Origin of the sequence: Shewanella septentrionalis (assembly GCF_025370265.1) — a bacterium.
Lineage (GTDB): Bacteria > Pseudomonadota > Gammaproteobacteria > Enterobacterales > Shewanellaceae > Shewanella > Shewanella hafniensis.
Genome location: NZ_JAMTCC010000002.1, coordinates 168,609 through 195,578, shown reverse-complemented (window position 1 = coordinate 195,578; position 26,970 = coordinate 168,609). Strand labels below are relative to the sequence as shown.

Annotated in this window: 23 protein-coding genes and 3 tRNA genes; 12 read left to right on the top strand and 14 right to left on the bottom strand. The window is 46.0% G+C overall.

The features are described from left to right. Positions 1-163: 163 nt before the first annotated feature. A complete protein-coding gene (locus NE536_RS01995) occupies positions 164-1,102 on the top strand; it encodes a YvcK family protein (protein ID WP_006081594.1) in 939 nt (312 codons plus the stop codon). A gap of 119 nt (positions 1,103-1,221) precedes the next feature. Here the strand turns inward: NE536_RS01995 and NE536_RS01990 are convergent, their stop codons facing one another. The 5 genes from NE536_RS01990 to NE536_RS01970 form a co-directional block, all read right to left on the bottom strand. Beyond that, the gene (locus NE536_RS01990; protein WP_261271632.1) at positions 1,222-2,415 is read right to left on the bottom strand and encodes an amino acid aminotransferase; all 1,194 of its coding nucleotides are present in this window, start codon (positions 2,413-2,415) and stop codon (positions 1,222-1,224) included. Positions 2,416-2,831: 416 nt separating this feature from the next. Further along, positions 2,832-2,918 (bottom strand) — tRNA-Leu (locus NE536_RS01985). 49 nt (positions 2,919-2,967) lie between these two features. Further along, positions 2,968-3,041: transfer RNA gene (locus NE536_RS01980), tRNA-Cys, on the bottom strand. Positions 3,042-3,064: 23 nt separating this feature from the next. Then, positions 3,065-3,140, bottom strand: a tRNA-Gly gene (locus NE536_RS01975). A 383-nt stretch (positions 3,141-3,523) separates the two neighbouring features. Then, complete coding sequence (locus NE536_RS01970; protein WP_011839899.1) at positions 3,524-4,957, bottom strand: glyceraldehyde-3-phosphate dehydrogenase; 1,434 nt, start codon at positions 4,955-4,957, stop codon at positions 3,524-3,526. Positions 4,958-5,160: 203 nt separating this feature from the next. On the opposite strand from NE536_RS01970, the gene NE536_RS01965 reads away from it, so the two are divergent. Then, positions 5,161-6,093, top strand: coding sequence for a DUF2989 domain-containing protein (locus NE536_RS01965; protein ID WP_261271631.1), 933 nt, complete (start codon positions 5,161-5,163; stop codon positions 6,091-6,093). A gap of 168 nt (positions 6,094-6,261) precedes the next feature. Next, entirely contained in the window at positions 6,262-7,272 is a 1,011-nt protein-coding gene (gene gap / locus NE536_RS01960; RefSeq protein WP_006081590.1) for a type I glyceraldehyde-3-phosphate dehydrogenase, read from the top strand. Between the two features lie 147 nt (positions 7,273-7,419). On the opposite strand, the gene nadA is transcribed toward gap, so the two are convergent. The 5 genes from nadA to astE all read right to left on the bottom strand — a co-directional run bounded on the left by nadA (position 7,420) and on the right by astE (position 13,624). Further along, positions 7,420-8,502 carry a quinolinate synthase NadA gene (gene nadA / locus NE536_RS01955; RefSeq protein WP_261271630.1) on the bottom strand — a complete coding sequence of 361 codons (1,083 nt, stop codon included), beginning with the start codon at positions 8,500-8,502 and terminating at the stop codon, positions 7,420-7,422. A 133-nt stretch (positions 8,503-8,635) separates the two neighbouring features. Next, positions 8,636-10,258 carry a dihydrolipoyllysine-residue acetyltransferase gene (locus NE536_RS01950; protein ID WP_261271629.1) on the bottom strand — a complete coding sequence of 541 codons (1,623 nt, stop codon included), beginning with the start codon at positions 10,256-10,258 and terminating at the stop codon, positions 8,636-8,638. 9 nt (positions 10,259-10,267) lie between these two features. After that, complete coding sequence (locus NE536_RS01945; RefSeq protein ID WP_261271628.1) at positions 10,268-11,245, bottom strand: alpha-ketoacid dehydrogenase subunit beta; 978 nt, start codon at positions 11,243-11,245, stop codon at positions 10,268-10,270. Positions 11,246-11,248: 3 nt separating this feature from the next. Next, positions 11,249-12,427, bottom strand: a complete 1,179-nt coding sequence (locus NE536_RS01940) for a thiamine pyrophosphate-dependent dehydrogenase E1 component subunit alpha (RefSeq protein ID WP_261271627.1) — start codon at positions 12,425-12,427, stop codon at positions 11,249-11,251. A gap of 162 nt (positions 12,428-12,589) precedes the next feature. Next, complete coding sequence (gene astE / locus NE536_RS01935; RefSeq protein WP_261271626.1) at positions 12,590-13,624, bottom strand: succinylglutamate desuccinylase; 1,035 nt, start codon at positions 13,622-13,624, stop codon at positions 12,590-12,592. A gap of 342 nt (positions 13,625-13,966) precedes the next feature. On the opposite strand from astE, the gene msrA reads away from it, so the two are divergent. After that, positions 13,967-14,446: a peptide-methionine (S)-S-oxide reductase MsrA gene (gene msrA / locus NE536_RS01930; protein WP_012587710.1), complete on the top strand. Its 480-nt coding sequence runs from the start codon at positions 13,967-13,969 to the stop codon at positions 14,444-14,446. A 112-nt stretch (positions 14,447-14,558) separates the two neighbouring features. On the opposite strand, the gene pgm is transcribed toward msrA, so the two are convergent. Further along, the gene (gene pgm, locus NE536_RS01925) at positions 14,559-16,211 is read right to left on the bottom strand and encodes a phosphoglucomutase (alpha-D-glucose-1,6-bisphosphate-dependent) (protein WP_261271625.1); all 1,653 of its coding nucleotides are present in this window, start codon (positions 16,209-16,211) and stop codon (positions 14,559-14,561) included. A gap of 62 nt (positions 16,212-16,273) precedes the next feature. Then, complete coding sequence (seqA, locus tag NE536_RS01920; RefSeq protein WP_259521703.1) at positions 16,274-16,801, bottom strand: replication initiation negative regulator SeqA; 528 nt, start codon at positions 16,799-16,801, stop codon at positions 16,274-16,276. 297 nt (positions 16,802-17,098) lie between these two features. On the opposite strand from seqA, the gene NE536_RS01915 reads away from it, so the two are divergent. The 6 genes from NE536_RS01915 to efp all read left to right on the top strand — a co-directional run bounded on the left by NE536_RS01915 (position 17,099) and on the right by efp (position 20,960). Further along, positions 17,099-17,875, top strand: coding sequence for an alpha/beta fold hydrolase (locus NE536_RS01915; protein WP_261271624.1), 777 nt, complete (start codon positions 17,099-17,101; stop codon positions 17,873-17,875). A 101-nt stretch (positions 17,876-17,976) separates the two neighbouring features. Further along, on the top strand, positions 17,977-18,198 hold the full coding sequence (locus NE536_RS01910; RefSeq protein WP_006081578.1) for a DUF2788 domain-containing protein: 222 nt from the start codon (positions 17,977-17,979) through the stop codon (positions 18,196-18,198). 10 nt (positions 18,199-18,208) lie between these two features. Next, positions 18,209-18,481 carry a LexA regulated protein gene (gene ybfE, locus NE536_RS01905; RefSeq protein ID WP_006081577.1) on the top strand — a complete coding sequence of 91 codons (273 nt, stop codon included), beginning with the start codon at positions 18,209-18,211 and terminating at the stop codon, positions 18,479-18,481. A 54-nt stretch (positions 18,482-18,535) separates the two neighbouring features. Then, positions 18,536-19,063 (top strand): flavodoxin FldA, encoded by a 528-nt coding sequence (fldA, locus tag NE536_RS01900; RefSeq protein WP_006081576.1) that lies wholly within the window; start codon positions 18,536-18,538, stop codon positions 19,061-19,063. Positions 19,064-19,175: 112 nt separating this feature from the next. Beyond that, entirely contained in the window at positions 19,176-20,354 is a 1,179-nt protein-coding gene (gene earP / locus NE536_RS01895) for an elongation factor P maturation arginine rhamnosyltransferase EarP (RefSeq protein ID WP_261271623.1), read from the top strand. Between the two features lie 45 nt (positions 20,355-20,399). Beyond that, a complete protein-coding gene (efp, locus tag NE536_RS01890) occupies positions 20,400-20,960 on the top strand; it encodes an elongation factor P (protein WP_106650444.1) in 561 nt (186 codons plus the stop codon). Positions 20,961-21,115: 155 nt separating this feature from the next. Here the strand turns inward: efp and NE536_RS01885 are convergent, their stop codons facing one another. Both NE536_RS01885 and NE536_RS01880 read right to left on the bottom strand, forming a co-directional pair. Beyond that, a complete protein-coding gene (locus NE536_RS01885) occupies positions 21,116-22,450 on the bottom strand; it encodes a glutamine synthetase family protein (protein WP_342455066.1) in 1,335 nt (444 codons plus the stop codon). Between the two features lie 309 nt (positions 22,451-22,759). Next, positions 22,760-24,142: a Na+/H+ antiporter NhaC family protein gene (locus tag NE536_RS01880; protein ID WP_261271621.1), complete on the bottom strand. Its 1,383-nt coding sequence runs from the start codon at positions 24,140-24,142 to the stop codon at positions 22,760-22,762. A 775-nt stretch (positions 24,143-24,917) separates the two neighbouring features. Between NE536_RS01880 and NE536_RS01875 the strand changes: the two genes are divergently transcribed. Both NE536_RS01875 and yfbR read left to right on the top strand, forming a co-directional pair. After that, the gene (locus tag NE536_RS01875; RefSeq protein ID WP_261271620.1) at positions 24,918-26,132 is read left to right on the top strand and encodes a pyridoxal phosphate-dependent aminotransferase; all 1,215 of its coding nucleotides are present in this window, start codon (positions 24,918-24,920) and stop codon (positions 26,130-26,132) included. Positions 26,133-26,381: 249 nt separating this feature from the next. Beyond that, positions 26,382-26,969 carry a 5'-deoxynucleotidase gene (gene yfbR, locus NE536_RS01870; RefSeq protein ID WP_011839912.1) on the top strand — a complete coding sequence of 196 codons (588 nt, stop codon included), beginning with the start codon at positions 26,382-26,384 and terminating at the stop codon, positions 26,967-26,969. The last annotated feature ends 1 nt before the right edge of the window (position 26,970 follow it).

The following is a 26,970-nucleotide window of genomic DNA, read 5'->3' as shown; positions in this document are numbered from 1 at the left end:
GTATGACAGTCGATAATAGATGCAAGCTTTCGACTGAGCTTTTATACTAAGGTTCCTTAACGCAGTTAAATTGCACAGTAGCGCTTACGTCATTGCGCTTTGTACTTAATCAGTAATGACAGTAACATTCATATTTTCGGGTATTCAGGAAGGAAGAACCCAGATGCAGCATTTGATGTTAAATCAATTTGAACGTGTCGTCGCCATTGGCGGAGGCCATGGTTTAGGCCGAGTATTATCTTCACTCGATTTTTTAGGCAGCCGTTTAACGGGGATTGTCGCGACCACAGATAATGGTGGCTCGACCGGTAGACTCAGAGCCGAGCAGGACTGTATTGCTTGGGGCGATTTACGCAACTGCCTATCCCATCTGGCCAATCGCCCTTCCGTCGGCTCACAGCTATTCGAATACCGTTTCCAAGGAGAGACTGAGCTTAGCGGCCATAATCTGGGTAATCTTATTTTACTGGCGCTTGATCAACTGTGTGTTCGTCCATTAGAAGCGGTTAATCTTATCCGTAACTTACTCAAGATTGAAACCCAGCTGATCCCTATGTCTGAGCAACCCACGCACTTAGTGGCTCTGCAAGCTTGTGGTAGTAAAGTCTTTGGGGAGATCAATGTTGACAGCATGGATGAAGCACCTATCGCGCTCTGCCTTGAGCCACAGGTCGATGCCACCTTTGAAGCCTGTGAGGCCGTTCGGCACGCAGATTTAGTTATCCTAGGCCCTGGCAGCTTCTTAACCAGTATCATGCCGCCGTTGCTGTTACCTAAGTTCGCGAAAAGCCTCGCCGCGACTAAAGCACAGGTGATCTTTATCGATAACCTGGCCGAAGAAGCCTCACCCGCAGGTCGATTTAGCATTGAGCAACGTATCGCTTGGTGTCATCAAGTGATTGGCAAGCCCATCATTCACAAAGTGTTACGTCATGGCGAACAAACGCGTTTAGGGCCACTGATCAACTATTTTCCGTTGAAGAATCGCCATAACCCGAACTTGCATGATCAAGCGAACTTATTAGATGCATTAAGCGCCCTATTGCGAATTAAATCTGAGCTCACGCTGCAATCGCACCAACCTCTTGCGCTTAGCTGCTAATCACTGAATAGCCTGCACGTGCTGACACAATAAAAAACATAAAGGACAGCAAATGCTGTCCTTTATGTTTGAAGGCTAAAGAGAAATTCCTTTAGCCTCATTCTATAACCTAATAAGCCTTACAAGACTTGGGCGATGGCTTTACAGATCACTGGCATATTGGTCTTAGTCATGCCTGCAACGCTAATGCGTCCTGAACCAACGATATAAACCCCAAACTCGTCTTTCAAACGCGCCACTTGGGCTTTGTTCAAACCAGAGAAACTGAACATGCCATTTTGGCGAGAAATAAAGCTAAAGTCCTGAGTCACGCCTTCAGCCTTTAAGCTGTCAACGAACAGAGTACGCATTTCGGCGATACGCTCACGCATCTCTTTGACTTCCTGCACCCACATGGCTTTCAGGGCTGCGTCATTTAAGATTGTGCTGACAATCAGTGCGCCATGTGCTGGCGGGTTAGAATAGTTTGCACGTATGGTACGTTTCACTTGGCTAAAGGCACGCACTGCAGCATCAGCATCCTCAGCCACCACAGTTACGGCGCCGATACGATCGTTGTACAAACCAAAGTTTTTAGAGAAAGAGTTAGCAACCAGCAGCTCAGGCACTTTTGATGCCACTAAACGAAGACCTGCGGCATCTTCTTCAATTCCAGCACCAAAACCTTGGTATGCAAAGTCAAACAATGGCACAAGTTTCTTATCGGCACACAATTGGGCTACGAGTTCCCATTGCGCCAAGGTTAAATCGATACCGGTTGGGTTATGGCAGCAACCGTGTAGCAGCACGACATCGCCCGTATTCGCGTGAGACAAGTCCGTCATCATGGTATCAAAATCGATATCATGGGCTTCTGCATTGTAATAACCGTACTCTTTAACGGTTAAACCCGCGGTTTCAAAAATATTCTGATGGTTAGCCCACGTTGGATTGCTGACCCAAATAGTGTGCGAATCGGTATTACGCAGTAAAAACTCAGCAGCAATACGCAGTGCACCTGTACCACCTGGTGCTTGCGCTGTGGCAGCACGGCCAGAAGTGATTAACTCGCTGCCCTCACCGAATAACAATGTTTGCACAACATGGTTATACGCTTGCACGCCTTCAATGCCTAAGTAGTTTTTGGTCTTCTCTTGCTCAAGTAAAATAGCCTCGGCTTTTTTCACTGAAGCCAGCACAGGGGTTTGTCCAGCCTCATCCTTATAAATACCGACACCCAAATTGACTTTATCCTGACGGGGATCAGCCTTAAAGGTATCGTTTAAACCAAGAATCGGATCAGCGGGTGCGAGTAATACCTGAGAGAAAATCATGACTACGTATCCTAATATGCGCGTGTAGGGGAAATTTCGGCTTATTTATACCACTGTCTTTAAGGGGGTAATAACTACTTTAAGCACCTTCTTAGGGAAATTCTTACGCTATTGTAGATTTACCAATAAAAAGTGTCTTTTGTTATGTAATTACAAGCAGAAATATGAAATTACTTATATAAAGTTATTTATAACATCTAGATCACATAAACCTGCTGTTTTATATTGTAGAAAAGAATCGCGCGCTGACATCGCAATACTGAATGCCGGAAATGCGAGCTGAACCCGTGGGCAATCCTTACTAGACCTAGCCTAAGAATGATCAGATATGACACGAGGTGAAGCGTTGTGGAGTTCGGGCTTTGTGATGCGATAAAGCAAAAAAGCCCTGACATGAGTCAGGGCTTTTCTGTTTTTGGTACCCGAGGCCAGACTTGAACTGGCACGCTGTTACCAGCGAGGGATTTTAAATCCCTTGTGTCTACCGATTCCACCACTCGGGCAAACTCTTTATATTAACGACGGGAATCGTGTCATTAATACGTTAATCTATGGAGGCGCGACCCGGAGTCGAACCGAGATCGACGGATTTGCAATCCGCAGCATAGCCATTCTGCCATCGCGCCCAAACTGCCAAATTTATTAAATTTGGAGCGACATATCGGGTTCGAACCGATGACCTATACCTTGGCAAGGTATCGCTCTACCAACTGAGCTAATGTCGCCTATCATTGCGCTTAATCATTAGAAGCCATGCTAGGCATGCTTTCCCCTGACTGCGGATTGGCATTCTACCGATTTAGACCTCAGAGTCAATCAACAATTTTTAAAAAATGATCTAAGCCGCACCGTTTGCCCAATAAAGCGCCACAAGTCCGCAAAGTTGATGTTTCCTTCATCAATTTAGGCTTTTTTGCCGATACTAACGCCGAGCGGCAGATGATTAAGTGAGGCAGAAAAGCTGTGGTTGATTGTGAGGATTGAGTCGAACTCAATTAAGTTGCTGGAGTATAGAAAAACAAAAGCGCCCTACTGGGCGCTTTATATGAAGATTATGCGCAGTTTTCAAGACTCCGCATAACTTACTCTGGTTATTTACGCAGCTAACTTATGCCGGCAGAGATAGCGTCGTTAAACCTAACATAGTTTGCATTACGCCAACCACTTGGCAGCTATAACCAAACTCGTTGTCATACCATACATAAAGAATGGCACGTTTGCCTTCTGCGATAGTCGCTTGTGAATCAATCACGCCCGCGTAGCGAGAACCCACTAAATCGCTCGATACAATCTCAGTAGAGTCGGTGTAATCGATTTGATTTTGTAGCGGTGATTGCAGCGCCGTATCTTTCAGGTACTCGTTCAGCTCATCTTTACTGGTTTCAGCATTCAAGTTCATGCTGATGATGGCCATAGAGACGTTCGGCGTTGGCACACGAATCGCGTTACCGGTTAACTTGCCCGCTAACACTGGCAGTGCTTTAGCAACGGCTTTAGCGGCGCCTGTTTCAGTGATTACCATGTTTAATGGTGCACTGCGGCCACGGCGATCAGCGGTGTGATAGTTATCAATCAAGTTTTGATCGTTAGTATAAGAGTGAATCGTCTCAACGTGACCATTCTCAATACCATATTTATCATTCACGGCTTTCAGTACCGGCGTAATGGCATTGGTCGTACAGCTTGCCGCAGAAACGATAATGTCTTCTGGGGTAATGTCGCCTTCATTCACACCGTAAACGATGTTCTTGATTGCGCCTTTTGCAGGAGCAGTCAACAACACTTTGCTCGCGCCTGGGCTCTTAAGGTGTAAACCAAGACCCGCTTCATCTTTCCAAATACCTGTGTTATCAACAACAAGTGCATCGCTGATATCGTATTTAGTGTAATCCACTTCATCTGGCGAGTTCGCGTAAATCACTTGGATATAGGTACCGTTGGCGATGATGGCATTGTTCTCTTCGTCAACTTCCACAGAGCCATTGAAAGGCCCATGGACTGAGTCACGGCGTAACAAACTGGCACGTTTCTCTAAATCACCTTTCTTACCGCCACGTAATACGATAGCGCGTAATCTTAACTTATTGCTGCGGCCTGTGCGTTCAATCAACAGGCGTGCTAATAAGCGACCGATACGGCCAAAACCATAAAGCACGACATCACGCGGCGCGACATCATCAGCATGGTCGATGGCATCGGCCAACTCTTTTGCCATATAGTTTTCAATTTCGCTGACATCGGTGTGATCGCGCCAGTAATTGACTGCAAGCTTACCAATATCCACTTTACATTGTTTAACTGCGAGTTTGCTCAAAGCTTGAACGAAGGGAAAACTCTCGCGTAAACGTAATTTTTCACCGACATGACGACGAACTAAACGGTGCGCTTTAATGATTTCAATCGTAGAAGCATTGAGTAACGGCTTGCCGTAGACCACGACTTCAACGCCTTGGTTACGGTACAACTTGCCTAACAAAGGCTGCATTGCCTCTGCCATTTCAAAACGTTCTTGCCAACTTTGTAGGTGTTTATCAGCGCTCATTTACAGATCCTTTATCTCACTTTTCAATAAAATGTACTGAAAGGTTTGAGTAACATGACGAAAAGACCAATAATCTAATGCGGGTTTTAGGGAAAACCCTGTTTTGGTCGGCGCCATTGTAATGAAAGTCGCGCTTTGTTGCCAGTAAGATATTTTCTGTAAATCTGTAATTTTATTAGAAAAATTATCGTTTGGAGAGTGTTTTGAGACAAAATCTAGTAATAATTACATCATTTACCTTTGGGATGAGCCTTTTTGGTCTTTTCGGTTGTGATAATGGCCGAAATATCTCAGCAATTTGTAAAAATAATCCTGAAATTTGTGCCGATTTGCATAAGGATGGCTGGTGTTTGGCCGAAAAAACTAAACTAATCCAGAACCGCTACGAACTAAAAGACAACGAAAACCCCACAGGCAAACAACTCTACCTACAATTGACTTACCTTGAGGATTACAGCCGCTGTATTGAACTCGCCTCTGGTGTTCAGCATATCATCCACACCAATCGCACCGCGGATAGAGCCAGAGCCTTTAGATTAAGCACCCAGAATTTAAGTTTGCTACAAGATCAAACCCGCGAGCGACAAGATCCTTTCATGTCCTATTACCAATGGACTCGCTTTGGCGATACCGCAGCGCTAAATAGATTATTAGAGCATGAAAACGCAGGCGAAGTGACTGACCCTTTCCTACTTGCCCAAGTCGCAACTTACTACAGCAATCGAAATGCCATCAAAGCGCAACAACTCTATCTTAAGGTCTTTGCAGAGATCCAATACGATGATTTCGACGTTAACTGGTTACTTGGGCTCGCATCAGCTTATCGCCAGCAGCAGCTATTTGATAAAGCCTATATGCTGACGAAGGCAAATTTACTACTTACGCAGCAGAAGTATTCAGAGGAAAAAATGCTAGCCTTGCTCGGTGGCAATAAAACGCTGGCGACTGAACTCGATTTAAAAGCCCAAGCTCTTATTGATGCGCTAAAAAACGGGACTTATCCTCAGAGTCCAGTAAGACAATGGCTTGATCCTCAAGCGGTTGACAAAGCGCCTACGGCAACCGAGGCTGTACCACCTGCGCTTGTCGAAGAAACAGACTCAGCAACCGATGGCAAAATGTTTGCCATCTTGTAATTTTTTACCCAATTAACGCGTAAAAAATGGCGATTTCGCGACCGATGTAAAAAAAATACCTAATTTGTTAATCAAGACAGCGGTAAAATGCCGATTTAACTTGACGATAGCTGTCAGTTTGGTAATTTTACTACCAGTTGAATTTTATAATCACCAGAGGGATATGAGATGACTATCCGTGTAGCAATAAATGGCTATGGCCGTATCGGTAGAAACGTATTACGCGCCTTGTACGAAAGCGAAAAAGCTTATCCAATCAAGATTGTCGCTATTAATGATTTAGGCGACGCTTCAATCAACGCTCACCTGACAAAATACGATTCTGTTCACGGTCGTTTCAATGCCAAAGTTGACCATGATGCCGAAGCGATTTATGTGAATGGCGATAAGATCCTCACTTTCCAAGAACGTGATCCTGCAAAACTGCCATGGGCTGAGTTGCAAGTTGACGTGGTTTTCGAATGTACCGGTATCTTCACTTCTAAAGAAACCGTTCAACCGCATTTAACCGCTGGTGCGAAGAAAGTAATTATTTCTGCTCCAGGCAAAAACGTCGATGCCACTGTTGTTTACGGTGTGAACAACAACGTGCTGACGTCAGACATGACAGTGATTTCAAATGCTTCTTGTACAACTAACTGTTTAGCGCCTTTTGCTAAGCCGTTAAATGACGAGATTGGTATTGAATCAGGCCTGATGACCACGATTCACGCTTATACCAACGATCAACGTTTATCTGACGTGTACCACACAGATTTACGTCGTGCCCGTGCAGCAGCACTGTCAATGATCCCAACTAAAACTGGCGCAGCTGCTGCTGTAGGTTTGGTTGTACCTGAATTACAAGGTAAGTTCGACGGTCTAGCGGTTCGTGTACCTACAGTTAACGTATCACTAGTGGATTTATCTTTCATCGCTGCCCGTGATACGACAGTTGAAGAAGTGAATGCCATTATTGAACGTGCTGCCAGCGTTGCGCCATTGAGCGAAGTGTTAGCAGTAAACAAAGAGCCATTGGTGTCTATCGACTTTAACCACAATGCGTTCTCTTCAAACTTTGACGCCACTCAAACCCGTGTAAACGGCCGTTTAGTGAAAGTGATGTCTTGGTATGATAACGAGTGGGGATTCAGTAACCGTATGTTAGATAACGCGGTTGCACTGATGAACGCAAAGTAATCTAGTCACTAGATCCTGCGTTACTCAATCAAGCCTCGCATTTGCGGGGCTTTTTATTGCCTTAAATTCCAGCCATAAAAAATCCCCACTCTATGGCGGGGATTTTTATGACACTGGAGAACAGCTAAAGAAGGGACTTAGCCATGTTTAGGCATTACCCTTCACTTTCATATTCAGTGTCTTAGCAAAATCCAACATGCGCGTCAGCGGGATCAGCGCTTTAACTCTTAAGTCTTCATCCACAAAAATCTCATGGGTGGTTTTATCGCTGTCGGCGAGTGATGCTTCAATCGCCTGTAGACCGTTCATCGCCATCCAAGGACAGTGAGCGCAACTCTTACAGGTTGCGCCATTTCCGCCTGTTGGCGCTTCGATTAAGATTTTACCTGGCGCCGCCTGCTGCATTTTATAGAAGATGCCGCGATCGGTTGCCACAATAAAACGCTCATTCGGCATAGTCTGCGCCGCTTTGATCAATTGACTGGTCGAGCCAACGGCATCGGCCATTGCCACCACACTGGCTGGTGACTCAGGGTGCACAAGGATAGCCGCATCTGGATAAACGCTTTTCATATCGCGCAGCGCGTTCGATTTAAACTCGTCGTGAACGATACAATCGCCCTGCCACATCAACATGTCGGCGCCCGTCTGTTTAGCAATATAACTGCCTAAATGACGGTCTGGTCCCCAAATGATCTTTTTACCTTCGCTGTCCAAGTGCTCAACGATTTCGAGGGCAATACTAGAGGTCACCACCCAATCGGCGCGCGCTTTAACCGCAGCCGAGGTATTGGCGTAAACCACCACAGTATGATCTGGGTGGGCGTCGCAGAAAGCGCTGAACTTATCGATTGGACAACCTAAGTCCAATGAACAAGTGGCTTCTAAGGTCGGCATTAAAATGGTTTTTTCTGGGCTTAAAATCTTGGCGGTTTCGCCCATAAACTTGACCCCAGCAACGATTAAGGTTTTTGCTGGGTGATCGCGGCCAAAGCGCGCCATTTCTAAGGAGTCTGAAACGCAGCCGCCGGTTTCTTCGGCAAGGGCTTGGATTTCAGGATCGGTATAATAGTGGGCAACCAGAACGGCATCTTTTTCAATGAGCAGTTGTTTGATACGCGCCTTGTAATCGGCTTTTTGCGCATCGGACAAAGGAACTGGCTTAGGCGGAAACGGGTAATCAATGGTTTCTATTGTTGGAGCAAATGGGCTGGGGGCAAACTGACTCATAACACATCCATCAGGATAACTACGTCCGGGAATTATACGTAATCGGGATCAAAAGATTAACCCATTTGTGCAAAGCAAATAAAAAAGGACGCTCTAAAGCGTCCTTTTACTGTCAAATCTGCGTGCCAGCGGCTTAGCGCATGGCCAATAACATCTCTTGCGGCTGCTCCAGATATTGTTTCCACAGATTACAGAAGCGAGCAATGGTACCGCCATCGATCACTCTGTGGTCGCCAGACCAGCTCACTTGCATGATTTGGCGGGCTTCGACTTCCCCTTTCGCATTAAAACGCGGCAAGGTCTGCAACTTACCTAAGGCCACAATCGCCACTTCAGGTTTGTTGATAATAGGCGTCGCCACTGTGCCACCTAAGGCGCCAATGTTAGAGATTGAAATCGTGCCGTCTTTCAGATCCGCTGGCGCCACGCGGCCACTGCGGGCTGCTTGGGTCAGGCGGGTGATTTCTGCCGCCACTTCTAAAATGCTCTTGTCCTGCACATCTTTGATGTTTGGCACCAAGAGACCGACTTTAGAATCCACCGCCATGCCGATATTGTGGCGCGCCTTGTAAGTCAGCTCAGTGCAATCAGCATTCACTTGGCTATTCATCACAGGGAACTGACTTAACGCGAGCGACATCGACTTCATGAAGAAAGGCATCATGGTCAGCTTCACTTCATCGGACGAATACTTCACTTTCATGCTTTCACGCAGTGCAACTAAGCCTGTTAAATCAAACTCTTCGCAATAGGTAAAGTGCGGAATGCTCGACACCGACTCAACCATCATGCGTGCCATCACAGCTTTTACGCCGCGAATAGGCTCAACCGTGTCAGCGCGTTGAGTCACTGTCGATGTTGGAACTTGGGTTTGAGATGCTTGCGTCGCTTGAGCTGGCGCCTCTTTTACCTGAGTCGTACTTGGAGCAGAAACATTGCTCGCGCCTTGTTGGAAACGAGTGATGTCTTCCTTGTACACACGGCCGTGCTTTCCTGTGCCAGGTACTTGGCTCAAATCGATATCTAACGACCGCGCCATGCGACGAACCGCAGGGCTGGCCAAGGCTTTACCTTGACGAGCAGGTTCTGCACTCATAATCTGCGCTGCCGGTGCCGCATTGACCACAGTATCAGTATTTGTTGTCGCCGCAGGTACAGATGCCGCATGCTCAACTTCAATGGCAAATAAAGGCGCATGTACTTTAGCTAGCTGACCTTTGCGATAATGCAGTTTGGCAATTTTACCCGCTTTAATGGCAGGAATTTGCACCAGCGCTTTATCTGTCATTACGTCGGCAATCGGTTGATCTTCCTCAACCCAATCACCTTCACTCACTAACCATTCAACGAGTTCACATTCAACAATGCCTTCGCCGATATCCGGTAGTAAGAATTCTTCAATGCTGACGGATGAACTGGATGACGTATTGGCAGTTGTTGCCGCCACAGGCTCCGTCACTTTTGCAGTCGTCGCAGCAGGTTCAGTCGCAGATTCTTCACCTGCGATTTCAACGGCACCTTCAATTTGTACGGCATAGAGCGGCGCATGCACTTTCGCAATATCGCCCTTAGCGTAATACAGCTTAGTAACCACGCCCGCAAATGGCGCAGGGATTTGCACTAGGGCTTTGTCTGTCATGACATCGGCAATCGGCTGATCTTCAACGACTGTGTCGCCTTCTTTGACCAACCATTCAACCAATTCACACTCCACTACACCTTCGCCAATATCCGGCAAAATAAAATCTTTAATCATACCGGACTCCTAGAAGGTCACTGATGCTTTGATGGCTTCAAACGTTTTGAACGCATCAGGCATGTATTCTTTTTCATGAATGAGTGGGTACGGGGTATCTAAACCACAAACGCGGCTGATGGGCGACTCGAGATACAAGAAGCATTCTTGCTGGATTGTCGCGGCAATTTCACCGGCAAAACCACCAGTTAATGGTGCTTCATGGTTAACCAGCAAACGTCCTGTCTTTTTAACTGAATCGGCAACGGTATCGATATCCCAAGGTGACAAGGTGCGTAAATCAATAATTTCGCAGGAGATCCCTTCTCTAGCGGCCATGTCGGCGGCTTTTTCAAGGATTTCCATTTGCGCGCCCCACGCCACTAAGGTGATGTCTTTACCTTCGCGAACCACTTCAGCCTTGCCCAGTTCAATTTCATAATCGCCCGCTGGCACTTCGCCAACCGATGCGCGATATAAACGCTTAGGCTCAAAGAAGATCACTGGGTTTTTGTCACGAATTGACGCCAATAGCAGGCCTTTGGCTTGCTCTGGGTTACGTGGCACCACTACTTTTAATCCCGGTGTCTGGGTAAAATAAGCTTCGGGTGATTGCGAGTGATAATGGCCGCCAGCGATACCGCCGCCATAGGGCGTACGGAACACTAACCCACCGACATCGAACTCATTACCGCTACGGTAACGGAATTTAGCCGACTCGTTGACGATTTGATCGAACGCAGGAAAGATATAATCGGCGAATTGGATTTCAGCCACAGCAGTCATGCCATTTGAGGCTAAACCATTGGCAAAACCGGCAATACCTTGCTCTGTCAGCGGGGTATTAAAGCAGCGATCGCGGCCGAATTTTTCTTGAAGACCGGAAGTGGCGCGAAATACCCCACCAAAGTGACCCACATCTTCACCAAAAACCACCATGCGCTCATCGGCTTGCATGGCGATCGACAAGGCCTCATTGACGGCCTGTAACATATTCATTTCAGCCACGGCTTATAGTCTCCCTGCACTTTTTGGATAGGCTTGCGGATATTTTTTGATATGTTCTTTAAGCTCGGCAAGTTGCTTTCTCAGCACTGGCGTCGGCTTGTCGTACACATCTTCAATAATTTCATCCAGCATAGGCACAGGAATTTTTTCAGCCACTTTTACCGCAGCCAATACTTCTTCACGATATTTCTCATGCAGTTTCACATCATCCGCTTCAGCTAACCAACCTTTGTTGATAAGCCATAATTTGAAGCGTTTAACCGGATCGTGTTGCTGCCACTTGGCTTCTTCATCTTTCGAGCGATAACCTGATGGATCGTCTGATGATGAATGTGCACCGAGACGGTAAGTCATGGCTTCAATCAGCACAGGCGCATTATGCTCAATCGCATAGGCGCGGGCTTGCTGGGTTGCCGCTAACACGGCCAGCATGTCATTGCCGTCAACACGAATAGTGTGCATGCCATAACCCACACCGCGACTCGCAATACCGTTACCGGCAAACTGCTCTTCAGTTGGGGTTGAAATGGCGTAGCCATTGTTACGACAGAAGAAAATCACTGGACACTTCAATACTGCGGCCATGTTTAGACCGGCATGGAAGTCCCCTTCCGATGCAGCGCCTTCGCCAAAATAGCAAACCGCGACTTTGCGCTTACCTTGCATTTTTAAGCTGTAGCCCACACCCGTCGCCTGCGGGATTTGTGTCGCAAGGGGTGAAGAAATCGTTTGATAATGCAATGCTGCACTACCGTAGTGAATAGGCATTTGGCGACCTTTACCGAGATCTTTCTCGTTACTGAACATCTGATTCATAAACTGTTCAGTGGTAAAACCGCGATAACGCAGCGCCGCATGCTCACGGTATTGCGCGAGGATAACGTCTTCTTGATCGAGTGCGGCTACACTGCCGACAATCGCCGCTTCTTCACCCGTACAGGTCATATAAAAGCTGATGCGCCCTTGGCGCTGGGCACCTAACATACGTTCATCAAGTACCCGAGTGAACACGCAGGTATCGTAAATTTTAGTGGCTAAGGTTTCATCTATCACAGGCAAAACCGCGGTTTCATAAGTGGTGCCGTCGGCTTGTAGAATTCGAAGGATAGGAATGTGTAGCGATGCCTTATCCAAGAAGCCGACACGGTGCACTGTATCAGTGTTGAGTGTTGCTTTGCTCATATTGTGCTCTTGTTATCTCATTACGCACCAAAGCGTTTTGATGCGTCTGTTTATACGAATATGCCCGACGAACATTACGTTAACGTAAACTACCTATCAACCATTGGCATAGCTCAAACTACAAGTTATCCCTGCCTCGCATGTATATATTGCTTTACAAGCCTAACGCACGTCCGCATTCACCGCAGGGATCAGGCAAATCACAGTGCGATTGCCAATAGGCACTTTGGCATTAGGGAACACGACAGACTCAAACTCATGTTCCACTTTAATTTCTTGCCCACCTTCCCGCGCTAATACAAAACCTTTCGGGAAAGATCTGAAGTTTTCGACATCGGTTGCGAAGGTAAATTCAAAATCATCGAAATGTTTATTGATGACCCGGCACACTTGGTACAAGTTAACCTTATCGGCATCAAATGCATCCAACTCCAACGGCTTAGCGGTGATCAAGCGCATAAACATTTCATGGGTCGCGATAAAACGCGTCATGTCGTTCTGCCCCATGGGATAGACTTTGCCAAGCTCAATGGTAAAGGCATCGGCGCCGTAGTGTTCGGAGGAAAAATAGCTAAAGGTCGTGGTCGGTTCGTGGTGAAAAAGAACCGTATCGACGCCGCTTGCGGCTAAAAACATGATTTGCTCGCCGCTAAAGGCACGCCCTGGACGATAGGGATAGATAGCGAACTTTTCATGCTTCGAGGCGCGCATCGCCGTGTGCAGATCATAATGAATGCGCTGACGACCATCTGCAACCGCGGTATAAAAACGGTCCACATAGGCTTCGAGTTTTTTGGCGCGCACTCGCTCAGGATTGACTAATCCCGGAGGATTGGAATGCTCACCACTAAACAGACGATTCATGTTCTCATCGATAATCCGCGTGCCGTTATTAATCGCTAATGGATTACCAATCAGGAATAAAGTGCGCTGTTTCGCGATGATCTTTTGCTGTAAAAGCTGCTTAATTAAGCCATTGCAGAGTTCAATGGGCGCGGTCTCGTTACCGTGAACACCGCAAGAAAGGACAACATCTTTTCCTTCATTCTGGGCGGGCTCAAAAACGATAACGCCAGTATCCCACACTTCAACTTGGGTATGGTCGCCTAAGCTAAATGAAAACTCGCCATCGAACTGTTCAGGATGGGCTAAGGTGAGCGCTAAAAAATCCTTTGAATCTAACAGAGCTTGTAACACAGAATTCTCCTTATAATGGTGTGTAACAGTAACGGCGCAATAGCATCAGTGCAGATAGCAATAACCACTCAAGCATTCATCTCACCGCGGTTAGGCTTACTCGCACCTTAAAAAGCGGCTTCAATACTAACACATGTTTTTAATGCTGTTCTCAGACATTTATCGCCATAGGACCCAGTTTTGAACGGAATAAGATCAACGCGGCGCTTTGCTATGCCGAGTGTAAATTTCCAATCATCTTATCGAAAAATCGTCCTGCATAAATATTCCTGCTAGAGGCTTGCTTTTGCGCGCGAGTTTTATCACAATCCTTAGCCATCTAGACTTCTATTGGATTTAATTATGGCGTTAGCAACCTTTGGTGCCGGCTGTTTCTGGGGCGTAGAGTATTTTTTTAGACAAGTGAATGGCGTATCGAATGCCACCTGCGGCTATATGGGCGGCAATAATAGCGCGACCACCTATGAAGAAGTCAAAAAAGGCAAAACGGGCCACGCCGAAGTGGTACAAGTGGAATTTGACCCTGCCTTGGTCAGTTATGAAGACTTGCTCGAGGTATTTTGGAAAAACCACAATCCAACCAGCCTGAACATGCAAGGTGGAGATATAGGCACTCAATACCGCAGCACGATTTTCTTCCATGACAGTGAACAAAAAGCCGCAGCAGAAGCCTCAAAATTAGCTTTTGCCCGCTCAGGTCGTTGGGGATTACGCCATATCGTGACTGAAATAGTGCCATTGCAACAGTTCCATGTGGCAGAGGAATATCACCAAAATTACATTGATAAAAATAACTTACCGAGTTGTCATATCGAGTACTAAATACAGTCAAATCAGCATGAGTTTAATACTCATAACTGGCATTAGACACAAACAAAAACGCACTCAAAACTGAGTGCGTTTGTTTTTAATACTTTATAAACCTACTGCTGCATTAAGCGTTCAGCGCCTTATCAATTAATGCCTGCGCATCTTTGATAATTTCAGCTAAATGCTGCTCACTGATAAAACTCTCGCCGTAGATTTTAAATAACGCTTCCGTGCCCGATGGACGCGCCGCAAACCAACCATTCGCCGTAGTCACTTTAATGCCACCAATGGCAGCATTATTGCCCGGTGCATGGGTTAACACGTTTTCGATTGCCTCACCCGCAAGCACTGTGGCATTTAAGGTTTCAGCATTTAATAACGCAAATTTGGCCTTGTTTTCAAGACTGATTGGGCTATCGATACGCTTGTAAAAGCTTTGGCCAAATTGTTTTACTAGCTCTTGATGGCGTTGACCTGGAGTTTTACCTGTCACCGCAAGAATTTCTGCGGCAAGTAACCCTAGAATAAAGCCGTCTTTATCTGTACACCACGTAGTGCCATCACGGCGCAAAAACGCCGCGCCAGCGCTCTCTTCACCGCCAAAGGCGATGGTGGCTTCGGCTAAACCATCAACAAACCACTTAAAACCCACAGGCACTTCGAGTAACTTTTTGCCATGGAAAGCACAGATTTTATCGATAAGCGCACTCGATACTAAGGTTTTACCTATGGCTAAGCTATCGCTCCAATCCGGTCTGTGCGTCAGTAAATAATCGATAGCGACCGCAAGGTAGTGATTAGGGTCCATCAAGCCTGTACCAGGGCAGACAATGCCGTGGCGGTCATAGTCAGGATCATTGCCAAGGCATAAATCAAAGGATTCTTTATGGGCGAGTAACCCTGCCATCGCATAGGTAGACGAGCAATCCATGCGGATTTTGCCGTCTTTATCCAGCGGCATAAAGCTAAAGCTTGGGTCAACTTTATCATTGACTAAGGTGATATCGAGCCCATAACGCGCGGCAATCGGTGCCCAGTAGAAAATCCCTGAACCACCGAGCGGGTCAACACCGATACGCAGCTTAGCGTTGGCAATCGCCTGCATATCGATAACATTTTCTAAATCAGCCACATAGGGCGTTACCAAATCAATGGCGTTGACATAGCCTGAGGCCAGCGCTTCGGCATACGCTAATTTTTGCACGCCAGCTAACGCTTGGCGTAAGTAATCATTGGCACGCGACTCAATCCAAGCCGTGATATTACCTTCGGCCGGTCCACCATGGGGTGGATTGTATTTGATCCCGCCATCTTGAGGCGGATTGTGGGAAGGCGTGATAATCAAACCATCGGAAAGAGGCGCACCTGTGATATTTGCTTCGCGATTGGCGCAAATCACTCCATGGGACACCACAGGCGTTGGCGTGAAACCATCATTCTGCTGGATATGCACAGTGACTTTATTTGCCGCCAGCACTTCAATGGCCGATAAATAAGCGGCGTAGGATAACGCATGGGTGTCAATCCCGAGGATCAACGGCCCATTGATATTCACCGATTGGCGATAATCCACCACAGCTTGGGTAATCGCCCAAATGTGTTGTTGGTTAAAACTGCCATTAAAAGCGCAGCCTCTGTGCCCAGAAGTGCCAAAGGTAACGCGTTGTTGTACGTCATCCATATTTGGCGTGATGCTGTAATAGTGGCTCATCAGTTTTGGAATATTGACCAGATCCGTCTGATTAGCGATTTGTCCTGCCCTTTGATGTATTGCCACCTATGGCTCTCCTGCACTCAATTACAAATAAAAACAATGATTAAACTTAGCTCAATAGCGGATTAAACGCGCTCGGCTATGCCAGCTGCAACCGTTGCATCACAGCCAAATTGCACTAAGACTTCGGATAAAATGGTGCGTTTCTTGGCGGTATTGTTATTGCTCGTCACCCAAAAACCACTGGTACCGATTTCTTTAGGATTCGCCGAGGCACTCGCTTCCAGTAATTGCTCTTTCGAACGGGCAAAATACAAACGATCGCGCCCTTGGATCTGCAGAATTTGCGAGAACTGCTCTGGGGCTAATTGATACAGACTTTCGAGCAAAAAGAGGAAACGCCCTACCGCGCCTTTTTGTTGCGATAACAGATGTTCATCGACTAAGCGACTAAAGTCATTCACAGCAGGTGCAGCTTGAATCGGCTCAGCCTCTAAACTTGGTTGGCTTATCGCCAAAGGCTGAGGTGGTTCGACCGCATCGACGGACAGGCCGAGTAATCGACGAAGAATGTCAGAGGCGCTCTCACCAATACGTTCTGTTTTGCTGGCAATATGACGATAGAGCTCTTCATCAACTTCGATATATTTCATAACCTTAATTATCCTTTGTTATTCGACAGGCTTAACCGAAAAAAGTGTACCACAGCGATCGGGGCAGATCATTGCGATCGGTTACCAGTGTATCCATGTCTATCAATCTGATAAAGCGCCATTATTCTAAAAATGCGTGAAATAGCACAGCAAACTAGCAGATAATCGACAATTGCCGAAAAAGCGCCCAAGTTCATCGCTGCATACACGCCAAAGTAGCAACTGACTTGTCAAGCCAACGGCATTAAGGGCACAATTCGCGCCACGTTAAGCTAAACATATCCAACAGGAATCACCATGAACTTTGTTTCTACAGGCCAAGGACCCGCAGTACTCTTGATCCACGGCTTGTTCGGCAACCTAGATAACCTCAAAGGCCTAGGGCAAGTATTAGAAAGCCAGTATCAGGTTATTCGTGTCGATGTGCCCAATCATGGTTTAAGTGAGCATTGGGATGAGATGGATTACCCTCGCCTCGCCACGGCCATGGTTTCATTACTCGACGAACTGGCTATTGAACGCGCCCATATAGTGGGTCACTCCATGGGCGGTAAAATCGCCATGGCGACAGCGTTAGCCTTTCCAGAGCGCATTATCAGCATGGTGGCAGCCGATATTGCCCCCGTCGCCTATGAGCCAAGACATGACTTAGTGTTTGCCGCATTAGCAAGTCTGCCCTTAGAAGGTCATACCGACAGACGCTTTGCCCTTAACCACTTAATAGACAAAGGTATCGACGAAGCCACGGCGCAGTTTTTACTCAAAAACCTGCAACGTACCGACACGGGCTTTCGTTGGAAGCTGAACTTAAGTGGTCTAAAGGCTTGTTACCCCAACATTATTGGTTGGCACAATCAGGTGCCCAATTCAGTACAAAGCTATAATGGCCCGAGTCTATTTATTCGCGGCGGTGACTCAAATTATGTTACTGGAGAACACAGAAGCGCTATCATGGCGCAATTCCCTGCAGCGCAGGCGAAAACCCTCGAAGGCTGTGGTCATTGGTTACATGCACAGAAACCCGCCATCTTTAACCGGATTGTGTCTGAATTTATTGACAAACAATCAATGTAAATCAGCAGCAAACTCGACCTAAAGCATATGGTAGCCGCCATCTTGATGTGATATATTCGCGCCTCTTTTGGCCTTAGAACACTCTCGAGGACTAAGAAAGTATGTTATCTCAGTACATGGAACAAATTGAAACCATCGGCCTGAACCTGTTTTTTGCCTCGATATTTTTCTTTATCGGCATGGCCATCCACGATGTGCTTAAACAAGGTAACGTGCCGAAATTTGGTCGATTTATTGTTTGGTTAGTGTTATTTCTCGGCTGCGCCGGGTTTATTGTAAAAGGTATTATCCAGATCACTTGGGAAGGCTCAGGGATCGGTTAACAATAAGAACATGGCAAAAGAAGCGACAGACAGAACCACCATTGACCTTTTTGCCAATGAAAAGCGCCGGGGCCGCCCACGAAGTAATCCTTTGTCCCGTAGCCAGCAGCTTAAGGTCAACAAACGCAATCAAATCCAGCGCGATAAAGCCAACGGATTAAAGCGAATAGAGTTAAAGGTGTCACAAGATTTGTATGACGCCTTGAATGAGCAGGCATTGGCCAGTAACATCAGCCGTAGCCAGTTAATCGAATTAATTCTTCAGCAACAAGTTGAGTGCTGAACGAGTACCAGCAAGATTAACCTAATAAGTGAACTAGACATTAAAGGATAGACAATGGCAACTGTAGGTCTTTTTTTCGGTAGCGACACAGGTAACACCGAAGCTGTAGCCAAGATGATCCAGAAAAAACTGGGTAAAAAAATGGTTGAGGTGAAAGATATCGCCAAAAGTACCAAAGAACAGATTGCAGAGTATGACTTGCTGCTGTTCGGCATCCCGACCTGGTATTACGGTGAAGCGCAATGTGACTGGGATGATTTCTTCCCTGAATTAGAGCAAATTGATTTTACTGACAAACTTGTCGCTATTTTTGGTTGTGGTGATCAAGAAGACTACGCTGAGTATTTCCTTGATGCCATGGGCATGGTTGGCGATATCGTTCAGGCGCGTGGTGGTATCATCATTGGTCACTGGCCAACTGCAAGCTACAACTTCGAAGCCTCTAAGGGTCAAGTTGATGACGACCACTTTATTGGTTTAGGTATCGATGAAGATCGTCAGCCAGAACTGACCGAAGAACGCGTTGATGCTTGGGTTAAGCAAATTTACGAAGAAATGTGCTTAGCTGAATTAGAAGACTAATTGGGCTAACCATTCGATTAAAGCGGCCTTAACGCCGCTTTTTTTATGCTTATATTTCTACTTGTTTCAACTATCTACTTGTTGTAACTAAGAATAACGACATACCACACTCATGACCAACACACACCGCTCCACTCATTGGGATATCTTTTGTACCGTCGTCGATAACTATGGCGATATTGGCGTCACTTGGCGTTTAGCCAAACAAATGGCTAATGAGTACCAGATTCCCGTTAATTTGTGGGTCGACGACCTCGCAAGCTTCTCGCACATATTACCGACACTCGATCCACTAAAAACCGCTCAAAGCTTCAATGGTGTGAATATTATTCATTGGACTAAGCCTTTACCCGTAGCGTTTATCGCAGGAGCTGTGCTCATCGAAGCCTTTGCCTGTGAATTACCCGAACAGGTAAAAGCGCAGTTGGTTTATTTACATCAGAACGATCCCAAATCTGTGCCTATCTGGTTGAATTTAGAGTATTTAAGCGCTGAGAATTGGGTCGAAGGCTGCCATGGTTTGCCTTCATTACAAGCCAATGGTTTAAAGAAGTATTTTTACTTCCCGGGCTTTGGCGCAAAAACCGGTGGGCTCATCTGCGAGCAAGATTTGTTTGCCGAGCGCGATGCTTGGCAAGCTAACTCAGCTAACAAATTACAGCTTTTTAGTCAGCTAGGTCTTAGGGGGATTGAGGCTCAAGATACTGTGATTAGCATCTTTAGCTATGAGACCGAGGCACTGCCGGCATTATGCGAGTTATGGCAGCAATCTGCAGAGAAAATTCATGCGTTAATCCCCAAGGGTCGCAGCTTAAACAGTCTGACGCAGTTACTGCCCTGTGATATTGCCGCGCTAGTGCCGGGTCAGCAGATAATCCATGGCAATTTAACCCTGCATATTTTACCCATGACAGACCAACAGGGGTTTGATCGTCTGCTCTGGAGCTGCGATTTTAATATCGTACGCGGTGAAGATTCCTTTTTACGCGCCCAATGGGCCGCAAAACCCTTCATTTGGCACATTTATCCCCAAGAAGATGATTATCACCTCGTAAAATTAGAAGCTTTTCTCAAACTTTACTGCGATAATCTGCCACCTAAAATTGCTTGTTATTGGTCTGAATTGAATCTTGCGTTCAACCAAGCACAGCAATCTGCCGTGAGCCTTCACTGGCAAAACCTTAATCCTGTTAATTTGCCCTTGTTGCACCATGCTAAACAATGGCCAATTAATGCATTAAATGCTGCAGATCTCGCTACTCGACTAGTTCAGTTCGTTAAAAACAGCTAAGATACTGCGCGAAAACAGAAAAATCTAAATATAGGAAATAGTGTAATGAAAACTGCTCATGAAATCCGTCCTGGTAACGTGATCATGTTAGATGGCAGCCCATGGGTTGTGCAGAAAACTGAAACAACTCGTTCTGGCCGTAATGCTGCTATCGTTAAGTTAAAGTTGAAAAACTTACTGCTTAACTCTGGTACTGAAACGACTTTCAAAGGTGAAGATAAGTTAGAAGACATCATCCTAGATCGTCTTGATTGTACTTATTCTTACTTTGCTGATCCTATGTTTGTATTCATGGATGCAGAATATAACCAATACGACGTAGAAGCTGAAAACTTAGGTGATGCAGCGGCTTATATCGTTGACGGTATGGAAGAAACTTGCCAAGTGACTTTCTACGATGGCAAAGCTATCTCTGTTGAAATGCCAACCACTATCGTACGTGAAGTAACCTACACTGAGCCTTCAGCTCGTGGCGATACTTCAGGTAAAGTAATGAAGCCTGCGACTATCACTGGCGGCGGCACAGTCAGTGTTGCTGACTTCGTGAAAGTTGGCGACAAGATCGAAATCGACACTCGTACTGGCGAATTCAAGAAGCGCGTTTAATCGCCCTTCTCGTTTCCAGACGAAGAAAAGCCAGTGCTTGCACTGGCTTTTTTGTCGCAGTTTTTTAGTCGTGTGATTTGTGGGATGTATTTGTGCGATGTCAGTCACTCAAGGGATAAAGCGTTATCCAGCAACATCCCCTCAGAAAATAAGCACTAGCATTGCGGCCCTAAAAAACGTCGCTCCCAAGCCCCTATCTCACTCAAATAACTTTGAAACTCGATTTCCTTCACCGACACAAACCCCGTGACAAAATCATCCCCGAGTAAGCGCCTTGCCGAATCACTTTGGCGCATTTGCGTTAATGCAGCGAGAAATGTCTGCGCTAAGTCATGGCTGCTCTCATAAGCACTACCGGTTTCTGGCGCGCTTGGGGATAGTTTATCTTCCATTCCCGCAAGTCCCGCAGCCAAAGATGCCGCAATCATCAAATATGGATTAGCATCGGCGCCCGCAATACGATTCTCTACCCGTCTCGCCACTGGCGCACTCAATGGCACACGTAAGCCAGTGGTGCGGTTATCAACGCCCCAGCTTAAATTAATCGGCGCTTGGCTACCGGAAATGTAACGTCGGAATGAATTGATATTAGGTGCGAATAACAACATTAAATCAGGTAGATATTTCTGTAATCCGCCGATGTAATGGTGAAAACGTTCAGTGTCGCTACCATCGGCATGGCTGAAAATATTATTGCCTTTATCATCGACGACACTTTGATGTAAATGCATAGAACTGCCGGGTTGGCCAGCTATGGGTTTCGCCATAAAAATCGCGTTCAAGCCATGTTTAATGGCGATTTCTTTCGCCGCGTATTTAAACATAAAAGCTTGATCTGCTAAGGCCAGCGGATCGCCATGCACTAAGTTAATTTCATATTGCGATAGCCCCATCTCATGGATCCAAGTATCTCCTTTGATCCCAATCGCATCGATGGCGGCATTAAACTCATCCCAAAATGGCGCGAGTTCATTGAGCATATTCATGCTAAACGCAGATTGACCGTTTTCAGCTCGGCCACTTTTTGAAATGGGCGCCTGATACGGCGCACGCGGATCGGTATTGGCTTCAGTCAGATAAAACTCAATCTCAGGGGCCACCACGGGCGTTAACCCAAGGGCTTGGTAACGGGCCAACACATTTTTTAAAATAGAACGCGGCGCAAATGGGCATAAATTGCCATCGAGCAACACACAGTCATGGATGGCAAATGCGCGCGGCACTGTGCTCCAAGGGATCATTTTTAGGGTACTGTAATCGGGGACTAATAGGAGATCAGGGTCGGCATCTGGGAAAATAGGATCGTAGGAATATTCCCCAGTAATCGCCTGCATCGAAATCGCTTGGGCAATACGTAACTCAGCCCCCTGAGCAAAGCTTCGGGCTGGCATGAGCTTCCCCCTTGGATAGCCTGAGATATCGGGGAATAAACATTCGACATCACGTATAGTGCCGTGCTGGAAAAACGCAGTAAGAAGGGTTGAGTCCATTTGATTCGTTTGCCACTAATGTTGAAAATAACACCATGAAGGATGCAAAGTATAATCAGGCTTTGATTTGAAAAGCTACATGGCAACGATGAAATATGTAAAATATAAATGACAATTCCGTAAAATATAATTTGACATCGTCTAAAGTTCTCCCTTCAAGAGTGGAATCGCCTTCAACCTAGTTCAAGCCTAATCACTTTGCCTCATTTTGATTCACTTTAGCCGCCTAACCCAATGACGGCAGACATAAAAAAACCAGCCGCAGCTGGTTTCTTATATTAATGGTGACTGGTTCGACAGTGGCTTAGGCTATGCAATCACAATAAAGCCGATAAATGCGATTACTGCTGCAATAAGCGCGTAAGGTAACTGAGTCACTGCATGGCTTACTAAGTTACAACCTGAGCCTTGGGCGGCCAATACGGTTGAATCTGAGTAGAAGCACGCTTGGCTACCAAATGATGATGCTGACAACAAGGCACCAATCACTAATGGGATATCCGCACCCACCGATTGCGCTAATGGCATCACGATAGGAATGGTAACCGCAAAAATGCCCCAGCTCGAACCCGTCGCAAACGCGAGGATCGCCATGGATAAAAACACCACAGCAGGCAGCAATTTAGGCGTCATAAACGGGCTTAAGGATTCAATCACGTACTGCGGCAGTAATAACTGATCGCATACGTCCTTAAACACAAACGCCGCAATCACAGTGCTAATCGCCGGTAACATGCTCTTAAAGCCATCGATCATCTGATCCATCATCTCGGATAACGGCATCAAACGCTGCACAGCATAATAAGGAATAGTGATGACTAAAGTCGCCAGCAAGCCTTTCCACACGTCGATATCAAAGTACACGGTAAAAGCCACTAACAAACCAATCGGCACTAAAAAGTTGTGTAATTTGCCATGATTATCGGCGTGCTTAAATTCCTCTTCGATGGCTTTAACCGCATATTCATCCGAGGTTTGCACTTGGTCGAAATCCACTTGGGCTTCTGCTGGTTCGCCTTGAGCAGCGCGCAGCTGCGCAGTCTTCATCGGACCAATGGCGGGCACTATGCCGAGTGCCACAAGCAGCACCATAGCCACGGCTAACCAAGCATAAAGCATGTAAGGAATCGCTTGCATATAAACAGCAATGCCCTGACCTTCTGCTGCCACACCGTTATCAACCAGTAATCCACCAAAGAATACAGCCCAAGTCGACAATGGCACTAACACGCACACGGGCGCGGCGGTGGAATCTACGACATAGGCGAGCATCTCACGGGACACTTTAAACTTATCCGTTACACGCTTCATGGTTTCACCCACGGTCAGCGCATTGAGATAATCATCGATGAAAATCACGATTCCAAGAATAAAGGTCATCAATAGGGACGATTTGGGTCCCTTAGCAAATCTCAGTGCATTACGACCAAACGCTAATGCGCCGCCGGTGCGGACTAAAAGCGCGATCAGCGCACCAAAACCACCACACACCAAAATCAACCAACCTATGGTTTCATCGGCCATGACCTTCAATGACACACTGGCAAAATTGTTTAAGACTTGACTGGGATCGAGTAACAGGAAACCGGTTACCGCACCTATGATCAGAGATAAAATGGGACGGCGTAACCAAATAGCTAACACCAATACCACCAAAGGTGGGATGAGACTTAACGCTGTCGGTTCAGACATGCACTTAGGTCCTCTAAATAAATCGCCTAAAAGGCAAATGGTTTTAGAATAACGTCTGAAATCAACATGATTCAGAACGTCAACACAGCTGCTTCATGATGACTAACCCTGAAGATAAAACCCGCTAATTGCTTGCTATCTGAGGTGCCTTGCCAAAAACATCGCGCAGAAAATAAAGCGCATCGAATATTGAGTCAACTATAAATTTAACTTGATAGAAAATAATTTTAACGGTCGCAGACAAAATCAACATAACACTTTAAATTTAAAGCATTTTAACTCACTCGCAACGAAACCGTTAATGATCCTATTAGCTTAATAAGCATTCAATAAATATGCCTATTTATCACAAGGTCATATACAGTTTGCATAAGTTGATCTTATCGAGGAGCTGTGATTAAAAATCAATCATTAAGCTTTTGCTAAAATACAATTTTCCCCGACTAAGATTTATAGGACGAACAAAGGAAACGAAATAACCGTCAACCACTGAAAATGCATTTCTGTTAAGCGTGATTATTTTCTTCTTACATCTAAAAAACACGTAAAGCAGGTTTTATTTACCACTATCGACAGTCTAACGTTCTTTAAATAATATAAAAATCAGAATATAAAACTTGTTCCTATTTCATTAATTGACTGTTAAAGCATATTTAACTAAGTGGTATTTATAAAAAAAGTCCCATTCTGTGCAGTTCCCCCCTTTCATCTACAGTGAAATTTCGTTATGGTGCGCTAACTTAAGCCAAAACTTTATGCATGTTCCGAGGTGTAAATGCGCCCTATCATCAAATCCAACAAGCTGGATAGCGTTTGCTATGACATCCGCGGCCCAGTGCACAAGGAAGCCAGACGTTTAGAAGACGAGGGTCATCGGATCCTCAAACTTAACATTGGTAATCCGGCCCCCTTCGGTTTCGAAGCGCCAGAGGAAATTGTGCGCGATGTGATCCTCAATTTACCCAGTGCCCAAGGCTACTCTGAGTCAAAAGGATTATTCTCTGCCCGTAAGGCCATAGTGCAGCATTATCAAGCCCAAGGGATTTTTGGTGTCGATATCGAAGATATCTATATAGGTAACGGCGTTTCAGAACTTATTATGATGGCAATGCAAGGCTTGCTAAATACCGATGATGAGATCTTAATCCCCTCACCAGACTATCCCCTGTGGACAGCAGCGGCGAATCTCGCAGGCGGCAAGGCTGTGCATTATCGCTGTGATGAAGAAGCGGACTGGTTCCCCGATCTCAACGACATTAAAAGTAAAATTTCATCACGTACCCGCGGCATAGTGCTGATTAACCCGAACAATCCAACTGGAGCGGTATACAGCAGAGAATTACTGCTGCAAGTGGTTGAACTTTGCCGTGAACACAGCTTGATTTTATTTGCCGATGAAATTTACGACAAAATTTTGTATGACGAAGCCAAGCATGTTCCTGCGGCTAGTCTGTCTGATGATATTTTAACTGTTACCTTCAATGGGTTATCAAAGGCTTATCGCGCAGCGGGCTTTCGTGTCGGTTGGATGATGTTATCTGGCAATCTTAAGGCCGCGAAGAGCTATATCGAAGGTTTAGAGATGCTCTCTTCGATGCGCCTGTGTGCAAACGTGCCCAATCAACATGCGATTCAAACTGCACTCGGTGGCTATCAAAGTATTAACGAGCTGATTTTACCTAATGGCCGTTTGACAGTTCAACGGGATGCCTGCTACGAATTGCTTAACCAAATCCCGGGCGTGAGCGTGAAAAAACCTAAGGGCGCACTCTATGCTTTCCCTAAACTGGATATGAAGAAATTCAATCTACGGGATGATGAGCGCTTAGTGCTGGATTTACTCAGAGAAAAGAAAATTTTGTTAGTGCACGGCACCGCCTTTAATTGGCCTGAGCCCGACCATTTACGCGTGGTTTTCTTACCCTATAAAGAAGATCTGAAAAAAGCATTTACCGAGTTTGGCGCCTTCCTCGAAAACTATCGACAGTAGGTTTAGCCTCGACTAACGGTTTGAGTCATAAAGCGATCCTAGTGGTCGCTTTATTTTTAGCGATTTCGACAAATCCTCCACGCTCATACTCACGTGTCACCCAAGGCTGTGATAATCTAAGACTTCATTAGCGTCAATACTGCTTATTCAACGCGTGTCACGTCTTCCAATGCAGCTTGTCGCCTTTCCATTCACTCATTAGCTGGCAAACCATAAGTCATATACTTGCCCACATTTAACAGGAAAACTATGAGTCATTTATTTGCGCATTTAGCTCGCATGAAACTTATCCAACGCTGGCCTTTGATGTACAACGTTCGCACTGAAAATGTTCAAGAACACTCGCTGCAAGTTGCCATGGTGGCCCATGCACTGGTGATCATCAGTAATAAGAAGTTCGGCACGACGCTTGATCCCCATCAAGCCACAAGTCTGGCGATTTTTCACGATGCCAGTGAAATTCTCACGGGTGACTTACCGACGCCGGTGAAATACTTCAATAAAGAAATTGAAGCCGAGTATAAAAAGATTGAGGCGATTGCCGAGCAGCGCATGCTAGATATGGTGCCAGAAGAATTTAAAGAAGATTATCGCAGTCTGTTCATCAGTGATTACGCCGATCCCGTTTACAAGACAATAGTGAAATCCGCAGATACTCTGTGTGCCTATCTTAAATGTCTTGAAGAAAACCGTGCGGGCAACAGTGAGTTTAATACCGCCCGTAAGCGCCTCGAAGACATGTTGGCGACGAATCCTGATCCCGCTGTACAGTATTTTATGAACTGCTTTGTGCCAAGTTTCACCTTGAATTTAGACGAAATTAACAAGATGCTTTGAT

Bases quoted from the DNA above. Each gene is read 5' to 3' on its own strand.
- NE536_RS01995 (WP_006081594.1), top strand. From the start codon at position 164: ATGCAGCATTTGATGTTAAATCAATTTGAACGTGTCGTCGCCATTGGC.
- NE536_RS01990 (WP_261271632.1), bottom strand. From the start codon at position 2,415: ATGATTTTCTCTCAGGTATTACTCGCACCCGCTGATCCGATTCTTGGT.
- NE536_RS01970 (WP_011839899.1), bottom strand. From the start codon at position 4,957: ATGAGCGCTGATAAACACCTACAAAGTTGGCAAGAACGTTTTGAAATG.
- gap (WP_006081590.1), top strand. From the start codon at position 6,262: ATGACTATCCGTGTAGCAATAAATGGCTATGGCCGTATCGGTAGAAAC.
- nadA (WP_261271630.1), bottom strand. From the start codon at position 8,502: ATGAGTCAGTTTGCCCCCAGCCCATTTGCTCCAACAATAGAAACCATT.
- NE536_RS01950 (WP_261271629.1), bottom strand. From the start codon at position 10,258: ATGATTAAAGATTTTATTTTGCCGGATATTGGCGAAGGTGTAGTGGAG.
- NE536_RS01940 (WP_261271627.1), bottom strand. From the start codon at position 12,427: ATGAGCAAAGCAACACTCAACACTGATACAGTGCACCGTGTCGGCTTC.
- msrA (WP_012587710.1), top strand. From the start codon at position 13,967: ATGGCGTTAGCAACCTTTGGTGCCGGCTGTTTCTGGGGCGTAGAGTAT.
- seqA (WP_259521703.1), bottom strand. From the start codon at position 16,801: ATGAAATATATCGAAGTTGATGAAGAGCTCTATCGTCATATTGCCAGC.
- NE536_RS01915 (WP_261271624.1), top strand. From the start codon at position 17,099: ATGAACTTTGTTTCTACAGGCCAAGGACCCGCAGTACTCTTGATCCAC.
- NE536_RS01910 (WP_006081578.1), top strand. From the start codon at position 17,977: ATGTTATCTCAGTACATGGAACAAATTGAAACCATCGGCCTGAACCTG.
- ybfE (WP_006081577.1), top strand. From the start codon at position 18,209: ATGGCAAAAGAAGCGACAGACAGAACCACCATTGACCTTTTTGCCAAT.
- fldA (WP_006081576.1), top strand. From the start codon at position 18,536: ATGGCAACTGTAGGTCTTTTTTTCGGTAGCGACACAGGTAACACCGAA.
- earP (WP_261271623.1), top strand. From the start codon at position 19,176: ATGACCAACACACACCGCTCCACTCATTGGGATATCTTTTGTACCGTC.
- efp (WP_106650444.1), top strand. From the start codon at position 20,400: ATGAAAACTGCTCATGAAATCCGTCCTGGTAACGTGATCATGTTAGAT.
- NE536_RS01885 (WP_342455066.1), bottom strand. From the start codon at position 22,450: ATGGACTCAACCCTTCTTACTGCGTTTTTCCAGCACGGCACTATACGT.
- NE536_RS01880 (WP_261271621.1), bottom strand. From the start codon at position 24,142: ATGTCTGAACCGACAGCGTTAAGTCTCATCCCACCTTTGGTGGTATTG.
- NE536_RS01875 (WP_261271620.1), top strand. From the start codon at position 24,918: ATGCGCCCTATCATCAAATCCAACAAGCTGGATAGCGTTTGCTATGAC.
- yfbR (WP_011839912.1), top strand. From the start codon at position 26,382: ATGAGTCATTTATTTGCGCATTTAGCTCGCATGAAACTTATCCAACGC.